Source organism: Caballeronia sp. J97 (assembly GCF_905220305.1).
Lineage (GTDB): Bacteria > Pseudomonadota > Gammaproteobacteria > Burkholderiales > Burkholderiaceae > Caballeronia.
Genome location: NZ_CAJMZL010000010.1, coordinates 39,813 through 54,798, shown reverse-complemented (window position 1 = coordinate 54,798; position 14,986 = coordinate 39,813). Strand labels below are relative to the sequence as shown.

11 protein-coding genes are annotated in these 14,986 nt (G+C 61.9%); 8 read left to right on the top strand and 3 right to left on the bottom strand.

Going from position 1 to position 14,986, the window contains the following annotated elements; translation table 11 throughout:
* The first annotated feature begins 629 nt into the window (after nucleotides 1-629).
* Nucleotides 630-2,036: a replication initiation protein gene (locus U4Y90_RS15290; RefSeq protein ID WP_321795610.1), complete on the top strand. Its 1,407-nt coding sequence runs from the start codon at nucleotides 630-632 to the stop codon at nucleotides 2,034-2,036.
* Between the two features lie 44 nt (nucleotides 2,037-2,080).
* On the opposite strand, the gene U4Y90_RS15285 is transcribed toward U4Y90_RS15290, so the two are convergent.
* Complete coding sequence (locus U4Y90_RS15285; protein ID WP_321795835.1) at nucleotides 2,081-3,250, bottom strand: YbfB/YjiJ family MFS transporter; 1,170 nt, start codon at nucleotides 3,248-3,250, stop codon at nucleotides 2,081-2,083.
* Nucleotides 3,251-3,527: 277 nt separating this feature from the next.
* Between U4Y90_RS15285 and U4Y90_RS15280 the strand changes: the two genes are divergently transcribed.
* The 4 genes from U4Y90_RS15280 (at nucleotide 3,528) to U4Y90_RS15265 (ending at nucleotide 7,094) form a co-directional block, all read left to right on the top strand.
* The gene (locus U4Y90_RS15280; protein WP_321795608.1) at nucleotides 3,528-3,809 is read left to right on the top strand and encodes a hypothetical protein; all 282 of its coding nucleotides are present in this window, start codon (nucleotides 3,528-3,530) and stop codon (nucleotides 3,807-3,809) included.
* A 29-nt stretch (nucleotides 3,810-3,838) separates the two neighbouring features.
* On the top strand, nucleotides 3,839-5,953 hold the full coding sequence (locus U4Y90_RS15275; protein WP_321795606.1) for a phosphocholine-specific phospholipase C: 2,115 nt from the start codon (nucleotides 3,839-3,841) through the stop codon (nucleotides 5,951-5,953).
* Nucleotides 5,954-6,311: 358 nt separating this feature from the next.
* Complete coding sequence (locus U4Y90_RS15270; RefSeq protein WP_321795604.1) at nucleotides 6,312-6,758, top strand: NUDIX domain-containing protein; 447 nt, start codon at nucleotides 6,312-6,314, stop codon at nucleotides 6,756-6,758.
* A 207-nt stretch (nucleotides 6,759-6,965) separates the two neighbouring features.
* The gene (locus tag U4Y90_RS15265; RefSeq protein ID WP_321795602.1) at nucleotides 6,966-7,094 is read left to right on the top strand and encodes a hypothetical protein; all 129 of its coding nucleotides are present in this window, start codon (nucleotides 6,966-6,968) and stop codon (nucleotides 7,092-7,094) included.
* 152 nt (nucleotides 7,095-7,246) lie between these two features.
* Here the strand turns inward: U4Y90_RS15265 and U4Y90_RS15260 are convergent, their stop codons facing one another.
* Entirely contained in the window at nucleotides 7,247-7,678 is a 432-nt protein-coding gene (locus U4Y90_RS15260; protein ID WP_321795601.1) for a hypothetical protein, read from the bottom strand.
* 401 nt (nucleotides 7,679-8,079) lie between these two features.
* On the opposite strand from U4Y90_RS15260, the gene U4Y90_RS15255 reads away from it, so the two are divergent.
* From U4Y90_RS15255 to asnB, 3 genes are all read left to right on the top strand, one after another.
* The gene (locus U4Y90_RS15255; RefSeq protein ID WP_321795599.1) at nucleotides 8,080-9,438 is read left to right on the top strand and encodes a hypothetical protein; all 1,359 of its coding nucleotides are present in this window, start codon (nucleotides 8,080-8,082) and stop codon (nucleotides 9,436-9,438) included.
* A 232-nt stretch (nucleotides 9,439-9,670) separates the two neighbouring features.
* On the top strand, nucleotides 9,671-10,804 hold the full coding sequence (locus U4Y90_RS15250) for a glycosyltransferase family 4 protein (RefSeq protein ID WP_321795598.1): 1,134 nt from the start codon (nucleotides 9,671-9,673) through the stop codon (nucleotides 10,802-10,804).
* Between the two features lie 46 nt (nucleotides 10,805-10,850).
* The gene (gene asnB, locus U4Y90_RS15245) at nucleotides 10,851-12,872 is read left to right on the top strand and encodes an asparagine synthase (glutamine-hydrolyzing) (RefSeq protein WP_321795596.1); all 2,022 of its coding nucleotides are present in this window, start codon (nucleotides 10,851-10,853) and stop codon (nucleotides 12,870-12,872) included.
* Between the two features lie 208 nt (nucleotides 12,873-13,080).
* Here asnB and U4Y90_RS15240 read toward each other — a convergent pair whose 3' ends face one another.
* On the bottom strand, nucleotides 13,081-14,211 hold the full coding sequence (locus U4Y90_RS15240; protein WP_321795594.1) for a glycosyltransferase: 1,131 nt from the start codon (nucleotides 14,209-14,211) through the stop codon (nucleotides 13,081-13,083).
* Nucleotides 14,212-14,986 lie beyond the last annotated feature (775 nt).

The following is a 14,986-nucleotide window of genomic DNA, read 5'->3' as shown; positions in this document are numbered from 1 at the left end:
AGTATTGACGTCGAAGCGCAGAATACACGAATACGTGTAAACAAGGTTGTATTGCGCCGAGATTTAACCGTTCGGCCATCTCGTGCACGACATTACTTTGATTTTGAAGCGGTTTTTAAGCTGCCCCAATCGACGTTCTGCACGCCTAACCCGCCTATTACTCCGGTTCTATCGCATCCCGCCAGATCGCCATTGCGCCTGCACAAAAACCACCCAGGGGACGGTTTTTGTGTCGACTGCCTATGAACTAATTTTCTCTTGAAATTCAATCGCTTAGCGTATTCGATGCGAATTTGGCGAGTAAACAATCCCCTGCGTTTGTTTGGTTTTTTTGTAAACCTAGACCCGCAAACCAACAAACAGGGAACCCCTTTTCCCTTATGAATCAACTAACAAGCCTGTGAATAGGGACGCTTTTTGTGAAGAGCCGGGCGGTTTTTGTGCTGAGCAGTTCGCAAATTGGGCTGCGGGGGGCGGAATTTGTGGCGAGCCGGGCGGAAATTGTGATCGTCTGAAGCGATCGGGACGGTTTTTGTGCGGATAACATCATGCGAGCGCCGGGGCGGTTTTTGTGTTGACACCCCTTGCTCGCCTGATAGAGTGCCGGGGATCGAAGCCGAATCGGAAGCATGGAAAACCAAGACCTCACTGTCACGCCGCAGCAGCTTGCGCTGGACATTTACGAAGACATGTCCGCACAAGGCTCGGCGATCTGCGAGTCGACGAGGGACATCGGTTTCCTGCGCAACAACATCTTCACGCGCGTCGGCGGCCTTGGCATCGCCGCGCGGCGCGTGCTGGATGCGGCCTATTTCATCGTCGCAACGAAAGCGCCCGAAGAGCTCGTCGACGACAAGGTCTACACCTTCACGGCTGACGTCAACTACTTCAAGTGGCTGATGCGTTACGACAGCCGCAACCACAGCCACCTCATCGCGCAGATGCGAGCCGCGGCGCGCGCACGCGTCGAAATCATGACGGCGCCGTCGATCGAGGAACTGACCGAAAAAGACTCGTGGGGCACCATCAGTCTGCTGGGCGACTGCTATATCGAGCGCAACGTCGTTTGCGTTCTGCTCGCGGGGCGCGTCATCAAGTATCTGATCAGCCCGTACAAGGCCCACTGGCTGAGTCTGCGCGCATCGACGGCGTTCTCGCTTTCGCTGGCCCGGGCGATCTACGACCGCCTCATTCCGTGCGAAGGCCACGGCGTGACGGAGTGGTTCGCATTCGACGACGTGCTCGAATGGCCGGGAAAAGTCGGCGAGTCGCGCAAGGAAGTGAAGGAGTTCAAGAAGCGCTTCCTCGAGCCCGCCATCGACCAGCTCAACGAGGTCTCCGACTTCGATGTCAGTTGGGAGCCGAATGCCGAACGTGTCCCCGCGGAGAAACTGAAGATTCGTTTTCGCTTCACGAAGAAGCAGGGCGCCGATGCAGCGCGCGCCGGCATTCAGGACTCGATGTATCTTCTCCTGCACAACGAATTCGCCTTCGACACGCCCGACTTCGAACGCCTCGCGAAGCGTCGCGACGTCTGGACCGACGAGCGGCTCGAGCAGGCCATCGAATACACGCGTTACAAGCTCAACGAAGGCAAGGTGACGGTCAGCCCGCGCGGCTATCTGTTCAAGGCGCTGGAGGGAAACTACCGCATCGGCGAAGCGGACCGCAGGATGGCGTCGATCAAGGCGAAGCAGCTGGAGGACGACAAAAAAGACCGTCGTTCACGCGATTCGGCGCAAGCGAATCTCGAAGCCAGTATCCAGGCTCAGAACGACTCGGCCAAGGCCAAGATGAGCGAGGAGATCAAAGCCGGCCGCGACTACTTCGAATCGGTCGACGCGCCGTCACGCAAGGAGTTGTGCCACTCGTTCGTGAGCCAACTGATTCCGCAGCGTCTCATCGAAAAACAGGGGCTTTCGCGCGAGAGCTTGAGCGCGGAAAACATTCTCACGGTCAATCGCGTCGTCGCCGACGCGTTCTGCTCGCACGTCTACGCGAAAATGAAAAAGGCGCGCGCGGGCAGCCGGATCTGACCCACGCGAAGCACCGCGGATTCATTCGGACTCCGGATGATCAGTCACGCCGCGTCTGACGTGCGGTGCAACGGCTTCTGACACGCCGCGAGCATCGCACCCACTGCCAGCACGAGCGCCGAATACACGAGGCCGCGAGTCAGCCCCGCGCTGTCCGAGATCCGCCCGATCACGACCGGACCGACGATCTGCCCCAGCGCGAACACGATCGTGAACGCGTTGATGCCCCTCGGCCACTGATTCGCCGGCAGGTTGTGCCGCACGAAAGCCGTCGTCGATGCCACCGCCGACAGGAACGTCGCACCGAACAGCGCACCCGACACGAATGCCGCCAACGGATGCGCGAGCATCGCGGGAACGAGCGTCGCCGCGGCGAGCAGGCCGTTGAGAATCGCCAGCGCCTGGCCGCCGCGCATCCGGTCGAGAAGCCCGGACCACATCCGCGCGGACACGACCGTCGCCACGCCCAGCAGGACATAGAAGCCGCTCACCACCGCCGCGCTCATGCCGGTGTTGCGCAGCAGGGCGACGATGAAAGTCATGTAGCCGATATAGCCGATGCCGAAGCATCCGTATCCGGCGAGCGCGAGCGCAAAGCGCCGCCGTTGCACCGGCACGCCCGATGCGGACCCCGCGCCGTGCCGCGCCGACGACAGCGGCTGCGCGATTTCGATTCGTCGCGCGGCCCAGATCGCGGCGCCCGAGCACGCGGCGCATGCGGCCGCGAGCGCGAACCACGCGAAGCGCCAGCCGTGCGCGACGGGCAGCACCGCAAGCGGAACCAGCAGCGACGAAATCACGATGCCCCAGCCCGTGCCGCCGTAGTAGAGGCCGATCACGAGCCCGGCATCGCGCGGCGACATCGATGCGAGCCGTGCCGCCAGCACGCCGCCGCTCACGAAGACGAGCGCGCTGCCGATGCCCGTGCCCACGCGCAGCGCGAGCAGGGCATCGGTATCGGTCGTGGTGCCGCTTGCCGCCATCAGGAAAACTGTCAGCGCGCAGCCGGCGACGAATAGCGTCTGCGAGGGCACGCGCATCGACAATCGTGAGAATGCGAGCGCGCCGAGCAGATAGCCGAACGCATTCGCCGTATTCATCGCGCCGGCCTGGGCGAAGTTCCACGCGAGATCGAGCCGCATCGGCGGAAGCAGCAGCCCGTAGGAAAAGCGCGCGAGCCCGAGCGCGATGGCGCTGCCGAGCGACAGCGCCATCGCGAGCAGGAGCGCTTGCTTGCGATCGGTCTCGTGGACGATCGCCCGGTGCGCGGCGGATGCATCGGATAGGGAAGGGGCTGCGTTGTCCTGGCGAAGTTCTCCGTTCGCATCGTCGTGCTGTCTCACGCGCGTGTCGTCCTCTGGATGGCGATTCGTCTTGTCATGTCGTCGATCTGCGGGCCTATGGTATCGCGGCCCGGTCACATTGCTTACACAAGCCATGGCTAAGCTTCGCAGCGCCGTATCGATCTGCGCGACCTTGCCGGAGAAGCCGATGTCGACTGCTGTATGCCGCCGCCACGCCGTCGTGGCGTGTTTCGTCGCTTGCGCCGGCGCAATCGTTTGCGGATGCAGCAAGCCGGATGCGAGTTCGTCGTCATCGGTCGACGCGTCGAACAACGCGCCTTTCGCGACGCCCGCGTCCGGCGCGACGAGCGAGCTTCAGGACTGGGCGCAGCAGGCCACGGGTGGCGCATCCGATCGGTCCGCGCGACCCGCGATGGCACGGGCCGCGTCGGAGCCGCTCGCGACACCGGTGATTCACTCTGTGGACTGACCTTTCCTCTTCACTTCCCCGCGAAACGAATGAAAAACAAAAACCGTCGTGACTTTCTGCGCGCGGCCGTCGAGGCTGCAGGCGCGACCGCCGCGTTGAACGTGATGCCGCTCGGCATTCGCCAGGCGCTCGCGATTCCCGCGAACAACCGTCATGGATCGATCGAGGACATCGAGCACATCGTCGTGCTGATGCAGGAGAATCGCTCGTTCGATCATTACTTCGGCACCTTGCGCGGCGTGCGCGGCTTCGGCGACAAGAGCGCCGTGACGCTGCCCGGCGGCAAGCCGGTTTTCAATCAGCCGGTCGCGGCCGGCGCGGGCGAAGTGCTGCCGTTTCATCCCGGTGCTGCGAATATGGGCCTGCAATTCCTGCAGGATCTGCCGCACGGCTGGACGGACGGGAAGGGCGCGTTCCACGGCGGCCTGTACGACCAGTGGGTGCCGTTCAAGGGCACGACGACGATGGCGTACCTGCAACGCGACGACATCCCGTTCCACTATCAGCTCGCCGACGCCTTCACGATTTGCGACGCGTACCACTGCTCGACCAACACGTCGACCGATCCGAATCGCTACTACATGTGGACGGGCTATGTCGGCAACGACGGCACGGGCGGCGGCCCGGTCGTCGACAACGCGGAAGCCGGCTACGGCTGGTCCACGTTCCCCGAAGTGCTGGAGCGCGCGGGCATCTCGTGGAAGATTTATCAGGACATCGGCAACGGGCTCGACGCGAAGAATGCGTGGGGCTGGACCGACGACGCCTACATCGGCAACTACGGCGACAACTCGCTGCTGTACTTCACGCAATATCAGAACGCGCAGCCCGGCAGCCCGCTGTATGAAAAGGCGCGCCGCGGTACGAACGCGGCCGCCGGCGACGACTACTTCTCGATTCTGAAGCGCGACGTGCAAGCCGGCACGCTGCCGCAAGTCTCGTGGATCGTCGCGCCCGAGGCGTTTTCCGAGCATCCGAACTGGCCCGCGAACTATGGCGCCTGGTATATCGATCAGGTGTTGCAGGTGCTGACCTCGAACTCGGATCTGTGGAGCAAGACGGCGCTGCTGATCAACTACGACGAAAACGACGGCTTCTTCGATCACGTCGTGCCGCCGTTTCCGCCGACATCCAGCGCGAACGGCCTGTCGACGGTCGATACCGGCGCGGAAATCTTCCCGGGCAGCGCGAAATACGCGAGCGGCCCGTATGGCCTGGGCGCGCGCGTGCCGATGCTCGTCGTGTCGCCGTGGTCCAAAGGCGGCTGGGTGTGCTCCGAAACCTTCGACCATACCTCGGTGATCCGCTTCATCCAGAAGCGCTTCGGGCGCGCGCACGGCCTCGCCGAGCCGAATATCTCGCCATGGCGACGCGCGATCTGCGGCGATCTGACCTCGGCGTTCGACTTCCGCAATCCGAACAGCGCGATGCCCACGTTACCGAGCACGAGCGACTATGTTCCCCCCGACAAGCAACGTCACCCGGACTACGTGCCCGTTCCGCCCGCCGCGCAGACGATGCCGAAGCAGGAATCGGGTTCGCGTGCCGCGCGCGCGTTGCCGTACGAGCTTTTCGTGCGCGCGCGCCCGGATGCGTCGAAGGACGCCGTTGCGTTCGATTTCATCAACACTGGAAGCGCGGGCGCGGTGTTCCTGCTCTATCGCAACGCGAGCACGGACGCGCCGCGCACGTACACGGTCGAAGCGCGCAAGCGTCTCGCAGACCGCGTCGCGGCGAATGCCGACGGCAACTTCGATTTCGTCGTGCACGGCCCCAACGGTTTTCTGCGGCGGATCGCGGGCAAAGCCGGCACGCAGCAGCGGGGCTGGTGGACACGAGAGCAGGCCGCGCCGGAAGTCGCCGAAGGCTACGACGTCGCCAACGGCAATCTGGAACTGAGACTCGCGAATCGCGGAACGGCCGCGTGCACCTTCAGTGTGAGCAATGCGTACGATCCGTCGAAGACGATCACGCGGCGCGTACGGGGCGGCGACATCGCGCAGGTCTACCTCGATCTGCGCGACGCGCACGGCTGGTACGACGTCGAGATCACGATCGACACGGATCGTGCGTTTCTGCGGCGTCTCGCGGGTCACGTGGAGACCGGACGCGACAGCATGAGCGATCCCGCGCTGGGCGAATGACGGGGATCGCGCAAAACATCCATGTCCCATAGCAGACATCGCCGGCCGCGCGCTCGACTCGCGCGCGGCCGCGCATCAGTCACGCATCTTTCTGCAATCCCCCGGCGCGCAGAACCCGGTCGGTCCGACCCACTCCGATAATCTTGCCATTGCGGGCATTTTTTCCGCTCACGCCTCGTCGTACAGCGCACATACGTGGGACATCACGCATTGCGAAGCCCGGCGAAGCCTGTGAAGATCGAGCGTGCACGCCAGTTCAAGCTTAAGATCGACACGACGGTGATTTAAAAATGGCACGCCGCGTGTCGTATCGCACCATCAATCCAACAACGAATTGGGGTGCAACACGGAGACGGGGATGAGAGAACGAGCAACAGTGCTGCTGGTTCGTCACCAGTCAGTGCTGCTGGTCCGCGAACGGGGCGGACCGTGGTTGCTGCCAGGCGGAGCAGTAGCATTCGACGAATTGACGATTGTCGCAGCGATCCGAGCGCTGCACGAAGACACCGGCGTGGAGGCCAAGGCCGCCGCGTTCCTGTTTCAACAGGTGTCGGCGCATCATCTGCATCATGTTTTTCGCATTGCGATACCGGAGGATGTGCATTTGCGGCCGAAGGCCAGTGCCCGATTCCATGAGCTGCTGTGGGTCGAGGCCACCCAGCTTGCGCACCTCAGCGCGACGCCGGGCACAAGGGCGATCCTCACGCGCGCGATGGGCGGCGGCCGCGACTCTGCGAGGCACGCGTGGAACCACGATGGTGCGGAAGCGGAGGTGACGGTCGGCGTCGGCAGGCGCGGGCGCTGAAATCGATCGCGTCGATCCCCTCTGACGATATTTTTTCGTCTGCGCAAATCGCGTGGGCGCATATTTCGCCGCAGAATGAATACTTTTTCGGCGAAGTTGCGTCTATGCTACCGTTGAAACGGTTGCCGGCGCTCGCGCTGACGTAGCGAGCGCGGGCGGCCACCTTGAGCAACGGAAGCATTCGCCCTTTGACTGGCGGAGGAAACCATGAAGCTCGTCAGCATGTTCGCGGGAACCGTCGGATTCGTGGCCGTATTGAGCCTCTCTTTGTTGGCGGTAGCGGACATTCTCTTGACAACGTCCGACAAACCCGCCGAAAAAGAACGCCTTGCATGACAGAGGGATTTCTTACTGTCGATGGAAGATAAATTGTCGGTCAAATGGGCAGTACCGACTGTCGACGATACGTCGAATATCGAAATGAGAAATCGAATGGCGGAATGCTGTCTTAAGCTGATCTCTGCAATTAATTCGTGAACCGTGCGGGATTAAATCGCGAAGCATAGCCCACCCGGCGCGTGCTCCGCGGGCGTCTCGGCCGCCTCGCGCCGGGCTGGCAGGCTTTCGGGCTGCACCGCAACGGTGACGGTCAACGAAACAGACGTGCATTCACCCTTTTGTTCGGCGATTTGTCGACGTCGGATCTGTCCGAAAATCACCTGTAAAAGTCTTGGCGCCAATTTTTGGCCGATCTCGATGTGATATAATTTGTAATAAATCAAAAGAAGAATCGGCCAAAACTTTTTGAAGCGGGATTTATCAAATGCTTGATTCAACGCGGGTGAGCGCGGAGGGAGCATGTCTGTAGTCGGTGTTATAGGCGCAATTGTTTTTTTCGCAATAATCGGTCTGGCATTGCTGGCCGTGTTCGAAATTATTTTCTCGCCGTCTTCGAGGAATAAGGCAGAAGAAACGAGCAAGCGAGGGCACAAGCGTCCTGCGTGGTATCGCAGGCGCGAAGTCGCCGTGCGCCGCGACGAGCCCTGATCCAGGACAATTTTTCCTCATCCGCCAAAGGGTTACGATCGACCCCTAGGCCAGCAATGCAGCCGCTTCGAGTTCGCCCATCAGCACGCCGCGCGGCATTTCCTGCACAGCCGTACAAAATCCCTCGCATTATTTAGCTGTCGCAACTGTGTGCGATAGCGCACCGCACACACCTTCCCCAGACTCTAGTCTTTCTTCGCCGGCATCGGATTTGAAATGTATGTTCATCATTTCGAAAGCGCCGGAACACAAACTATATAAAGACAGTTAAGCGCTTAGCTAAAGATGATTAATCGGTCGATTGGCAAATCCGCTGCTGTCTGAGGGAAACGAAATGGCGCAACCCGCATATCCTTCCATGCTCGAGTGGTGGACGCGCATCGAAAAGCGGCTCTACGGTGACTCTGACGAGGCACCGCGAGGCGGCGTTCGTGCACGCGGCTCGATCATCGTCCTGTACGACGGCTACGAGAATATCGAAGCGCTGTGGAACGCGCTTCTCCAATGCCGAACCCCGCATATCCAGATCGCGTGGAAGTCGCCCGACTCGGGCGAGATGCGACTGCTCGCCGAGTCGTATGTCGCAATACCGGAGAAGCTCTTCTTCCTGAAGTCGCTTCAGACCAGCGAGCGGCGTGTCGCCGTTCTCGTAGAGCGGGCGCAGAAGCGGCTCGAGGCCGCGTCGTCGGTCCGCGATTTTCCGGTCATCGAGGCGAAGGCGCGGCCCGCGCGTCTGTCGGCGTTCACGTCGGCATGTTTCGCGCTGCGGCATCTCGGGCGCAAGGTGCTGAATCAGCCGCTCAAGCTGCTGATCCAGCGCGGTCACTGGGTATTGGCCTATCGTCGCGCCGATACCCCGGCCGAGCCGCGGGCGGAGAGCGGCGTCGACGGTGACGAGAGCCGCAACTGGGTCACGCTTCCGGGCATGAGCTCGCAGTTTCACGCCGATCCTTTCCTCTGGCGCGGCAAGAACGGCGATTACCACCTGTTCTTCGAGAGCCTTCCCTACGACACGAACCGCGGCACGATCAGCCATATCGCGTTCGATCCCGCCACGCAGTCGTGGCAGGAAACGCCGCGCGTCGTGCTCGACAAGAGCTATCACCTTTCATACCCGTTCCTCTTCGAACATGAAGGCGACGTCTTCATGATTCCGGAAACCTGCGGCAACCGCACGATCGAGATGTACCGGGCGGCCGCGTTCCCGACCGAATGGGTGCTGCACAAGGTGATCATGCGCGATGTCGTCGCCGCCGATACGACGCTTCACCACGACGGCAAGACGTGGTGGATGTTCACGAGCATGACGGAGGACGGCGGCTCGAACTGGGACGAACTGTCGATCTTCCACTCCGACAGCCCGTTCGGCGAGTGGACCGCGCATCCGATGAATCCCGTCGTCTCGGATTGCCGTCTCGCGCGCATGGCCGGCAACCTGTTCAAGGACGGGCAGAACCGCCTGATTCGCCCCGCGCAGAATTGCGAGCGCGAATACGGCGCGGCGCTGACCTTCCGCGAAATCACCGAGCTCACGACGACGACTTACGCCGAGCGGACCGTTTCGATTCGCAATCCGCCGCGCGGCCATCAGGGGCTTCATACGTGGAATGCGGTCGGCGGGATCACGGTCATCGATCTCAAGACGCAGCTTCGCAAGTGGAATCCCTGGCGTGGGGCGATGCGGCGCGCGTGACACGGAACGCGCACGGGCAAGACAACGGGCGTGTGGCACGTCGCACAGTGCGTGCCACCGCGCCGGCTTACATTGATGACTCACCGGAGACGGGCATCCGCGCGTGATACAGGCCCTCCGGCGAGGCAGCCCATCGTCAAAAACACACCCGTCAGCACAAGCATTTCCGCCAGCGACGCGCGCGCCGGTTGCCTGGAGACGGGCCCATCGTAAAAAAACGGCAGCCGGGACCATGAAGCTTCTCCATGTCATCATTGCGCTCAATGCGGACGGCGCAGAACGCATGCTTCAGCGCCTCATCGAGTCGCACATCGAACACCCGCGGTTTCGTCACGTCGTCTGCTCGCTGACGACCACCGGCAAGGTCGGTGAAGAACTGGCCGCGCGCGGCATCGACGTGCGCAGCCTCGGCATGAAATCCCCGCTCGGTTTTCCGCGCGCGCTATTGCGTCTCGTGAAACTGATCCGCGAAGTGCGCCCCGACATCATCCAGACCTGGATGTATCACGCCGATTTTCTCGGCGGCCTCGCGGGCCGGATCGCGGCGCACAAGCGCATCGTCTGGGGCGTGCGCACCACCGACGTCAAATCCGGCGGCTCGCGCGTGACCGTCCTCTTGCGCAAGATCTGCGCGTGGCTGTCGTACTCCGTGCCGCAGACGATCGTGTGCGCGGCCGAGGCGTCGCGCCGCGCGCATGTCTCCGTCGGCTACGACGCGAGCCGCATGATGGTCGTGCCCAACGGATTCGATGTCGCGCGCCTGTGCGCCACGCCCGAGCAACGCAACGCGATCCGCGAGCAATGCGGATTCGACGAGCGCACGGTCGTCGTCGGCATTCTCGGGCGCTTTCATCCGGTGAAGGATCACCACAATTTCGTGCGCGCGGCCGGCATGCTGGCTGCGCGCCATTCCGACGTGCGCTTCATGATGGTCGGCCGCGATCTCGACGCGAACAATCGCGAGCTCGCTGACTGGATCGCGCAGACGGGCTTCGCTTCGCGCTTCGTGCTGCTCGGCGAGCGGCGCGACGTGCCCGCGTGCCTGTCGGCGATGGATGTGTTCTGCCTGTCGTCGCGCACGGAAGGATTCCCGAACGTGGTCGGCGAAGCCATGGCGATGGCGCTGCCGTGCGTCGTCACCGACGTGGGCGACGCGGCCATGCTCGTCGCCAGCACGGGCGTGGTCGTCGAGAAGGAAAACACCGATGCACTCGCAGCGGGCCTCGCCCGCGTCGTCGAGATGAAACCCGATGAGCGCATGCGTCTCGGTCAAATGGCGAAAGCGCGCATCCACGCCGAATTCACGATGATGCGCGCGCGCGAGCGTTTCGAAGATATCTACCTGCGGCTCGTCGAAGAAAAGTGAGCATCGCAACAGCGCGGCCTTTGGCCGGATCGTAAGGAGAACGAATATGTGCGGTATCGTCGGCTTTCTGGGTGGACGCGGTTTCGGCCCGGGCGACTCGAAGACAACGGTCCGGAAGATGGCGATGGCCATCGCCTATCGCGGGCCCGACGACGCAGGCGACTGGACCGATGATCTGCGCGGCGTCGCGCTCGGTCATCGCCGGCTGGCGATTCTGGATCTCTCGGCGGCGGGGCATCAGCCGATGTCGTCGGGCAGCGGGCGTTATGTCATCGTCTTCAACGGCGAAATCTATAACCACCTCGATCTGCGCGATGAACTCGAGGACACGCAACGCGCGCCCGCCTGGCGCGGCAGCTCCGACACGGAAACGCTGATGGCGGGCTTCGACGCGTGGGGCATCCAGGCGACCATCGAGCGCGCGGTCGGCATGTTTGCGTTCGCCGTGTGGGACCGGCAGGAATGCCAGCTCACGCTCGCCCGCGACCGCATCGGGGAGAAACCGCTCTATTACGGCTGGCAGGGTCACGGCGAGGAAGCCGCGTTCCTGTTCGGCTCGGAACTCAAGGGACTGCGGGAACATCCCGCGTTCGAGAACAATGTCGATCGCGGCGCGCTGACGCTGCAGATTCGCCATGGCTGCGTGCCGTCGCCGTATTCCATCTTCGAAGGCATCCACAAACTCGAACCGGGCAAGATGCTCACGGTCTCGCTCGAACGGCGCGAGCCGCGCATCTGGTCGTACTGGTCCGGTGTCGAGGCGGCGGTCAACGGCGCCGCGCGCGGCTTCGCGGGCAGCGCGGAAGACGCCGTCGATGAGCTGGAACATCTGCTCTCCGACGCGATCCGTCAGCAGATGCTCTCCGACGTGCCGCTCGGCGCCTTTCTCTCGGGCGGCGTCGACTCGTCGACGATCGTCGCGCTGATGCAGAAGCAGTCGTCGCGTCCGGTCAAGACATTCACCATCGGCTTCAACGAAAGCGACTTCGACGAGGCCAAGCTCGCGAAGGCCGTCTCGGCGCATCTCGGCACCGAACACACCGAGATGTACGTGACGGCGCGCCAGGCGCTCGATGTCATCCCGCGGCTTCCCGAGCTCTACGACGAGCCGTTCGCCGATTCCTCGCAGGTGCCGACGTTCCTCGTCTCGCAGCTCGCCCGGCAACACGTGACGGTCTCGCTGTCCGGCGATGCGGGCGACGAGCTCTTCTGCGGCTATCAGCGCTACCGGACGGCGCCGGACATGTGGGACAAGATGACGGTGCTGCCGGCGCCGTTGCGCAAGCTGGCGGCATCGGGCATCGTCGGGATATCGCCGAAGCGCTGGAACAGCATGGCGGGGCTGATGGAGCCGATCCTGCCTTCGTCGCTGCGCGGCGTGAAGGTCGGCGACAAGCTGCACAAGGGCGCGCAACTGCTGTCGTGCCAGTCGCGTGACGAGGTTTATCTTCACCTCATGTCGCAATGGAACGACCCGGCGGCGCTCGTGATCGGCGGTTATCAGCCGCCCACGCTGATGACCGGCAATGCGCCGGCCTTCACCGGCCTCGACGACGTCCAGCGCATGATGGCGCTCGACATGATCACTTACCTGCCCGACGATATCCTCACGAAGGTCGATCGCGCCGCGATGGGCGTCTCGCTCGAAACGCGCGTGCCGTTCCTCGATCATCGCGTCGTTGAGTTCGCGTGGCGTCTGCCGCAGTCGATGAAGGTGCGCGACGGGCAAACCAAGTGGGCGCTGCGCCAGGTGCTCTATCGCCACGTGCCGCGCGCGATGATCGAGCGGCCCAAGCAGGGCTTCGGCGTGCCGATCACGCACTGGCTGCGCGGCGAGCTGCGCGACTGGGCGGAAGCGTTGCTCGATGCGTCGCGGCTGCGTCGCGAGGGCTTCTTCGATGCGGCCACGGTGCGCGCGAAATGGCAGCAACACCTGTCGGGCGAGCACAACTGGCATCGCCAGTTGTGGAACGTGCTGATGTTCCAGCAGTGGCTGGAGCATCAGCAAGCGTCGTCGATCCCGCTGTTCACGTCGCGCACGGCGGATCTCGCAGGCATCGCAAGCTGATATCGACGGGCGGCGCGAATGCGCCGCTCGCGACGACATCGAATGACAAAAGGCCTTGGTTCAAACGAACCAAGGCCTTTTTCTCGAGCGCAATTCAAGCCGTCGACGTGCAGTTCATAACGATGCATTAAAAACCAAAAGGCCTCGATCAGATTCGATCGAGGCCTTTTGTCTTTCTGCGATTACGGGTCAATCACATCGCTCAGGATTACTTTTGATGCGTTTGCTCGGTGACGGCGCCCGTAACGACGCTCCTCCTCTGGCTGCCGACGAGCCAGCGCGGCGTCTTGAAGCGCACGATTGCTGTGTAGAGCCAGACATACGCGATCGCGAACACCGCCGCGGTCACCGCGAGCACCACCGGGTTGTGCCAGAAGAGCGAGGCCGGCACGATGCCGATCATGCTCAGCACCCACAGATACGGCGACGTGCGTGCGTTTCTGCGCTGGCGCTGACGCGGGTCCGTGCCTTTGCGCACGATGCGTTTGAAAATCAGCGTATGCAGGTGGATGCCGTCGGGCGCACCGACCGGGCGTCCGCGCACGATCCTGCGGCGGTAGATCGAGAACAGCGTTTCGAAAAGCGGATAAATCGCGACGACCATTGCATACCACGCGCACACATTCGGATGCCGCGCGACCAGCAGCACGAGCAACTCGGCAATCGTGAAGCCGATGAAATAGGCGCCGCCGTCACCGAGGAAAATCGACGCGGCCGGATAGTTCCAGATCGCGAAACCGCCGATTGCACCGATCATCGTGAGCGCCGTGCTCATCACGAGCAGATCGCCGACTTCATGCGCGACATAACCGATCGAGCCGAAGATCAAAATCGCCACGACCGCGGCGAGCCCGTTGAAACCATCGATGATATTCACCGCGTTGGTGAGCCCGGCGACGGCGAGGACCGTCAGACCGATCGCGATGGGCGTGACGGAAAGGATCGGATCGACGAGCGGCAGATCCACGCGGCCGACCACGCCGTTGAGCACGAACGCGCCGAGCAGGGCGGCCAGCATCGCACTCAGCAGGCGCGCCCGGACGCTCACGCGCTTGGTCAGATCCTCGATCACGCCGCTACCGAATGCGGGGGCGGCGCAAAGCAACAGCAAAAGGGACTCGTCGCGCGGATTGCCGCCGAAAATTGCGGCGATCGGAAAGGTCACGCAGGCTGCGACCATCAATGCGATGCCGCCGATCCTGGGAACCGGATGAGAATGATTCTTCTGAACCCCGTTCAAATCATGATCCAGGGAGAGCGCCCCGAAGCGCCCCGCGAATCGAACTATAAGTAGCGTCATGCAGAAAGAACTGATGAAGCCAAGCGCAAGGTTTAACATTTTTCTCACTCACGAAGAGGGCGCATCTCTTTTCGAATATCAAAACCCGAAAGCCTATGGTAGGTACAACCCCTGTGATTGTCCACGCATTTATGCCGATTTAATGTGTGAAACCGAGCCTATCCCGATTATATTGGGACTTCCCCCGATTATTCATACAAACCCGATTTTATAATCCCGATATACCTCGAATTCATAAAAAGGTCTTAATGCCTATTTTCTTGAAAACGAGCGTTGTCGGTGCGCAAGCCCACCTTCGCATGCATTCTCTTTCGGGGTCGGTACGTCTTGCCGCCGGGGCAAGTGCCACGGGCCATCTCTACCGCTAGGATAGGCCGGAAGAGGCAGCTCCGGAAGGCGAAAAAATGTCCGGAAATCGACGTCCGGCTAAACCGGCTTTCTTCATAGAATTCGCCGTTTTATTAACAGCGATTATATGTGCGGTGCCGCGCATACAACAATACCCGCTGTGATACTTTCCGATTTGCTCAAATGGCCGGCATACTCAATAAATTCTTAAAAGCGGCAAAGCGAACATTCGGTCGCGTTGAAAGGTTCGATAAACAACAAAAATCGTCTGTGGGAATTTCTCTTTTTTTGAGTCGTGTGTTTCAATACCACTGCAATGCCGGAGCGGGATTTTAACGGCTCCGAATGCAGGCCTGAATTCAAGAATAAGGAAATGGTGTTTGCGCCCTTTTGGGCGCACCGCAGGTGTTTCGATCCGCATCCGGTGCGCATGCCGCGCGCCGGTCCCATAAGAGCCTGTAACGAG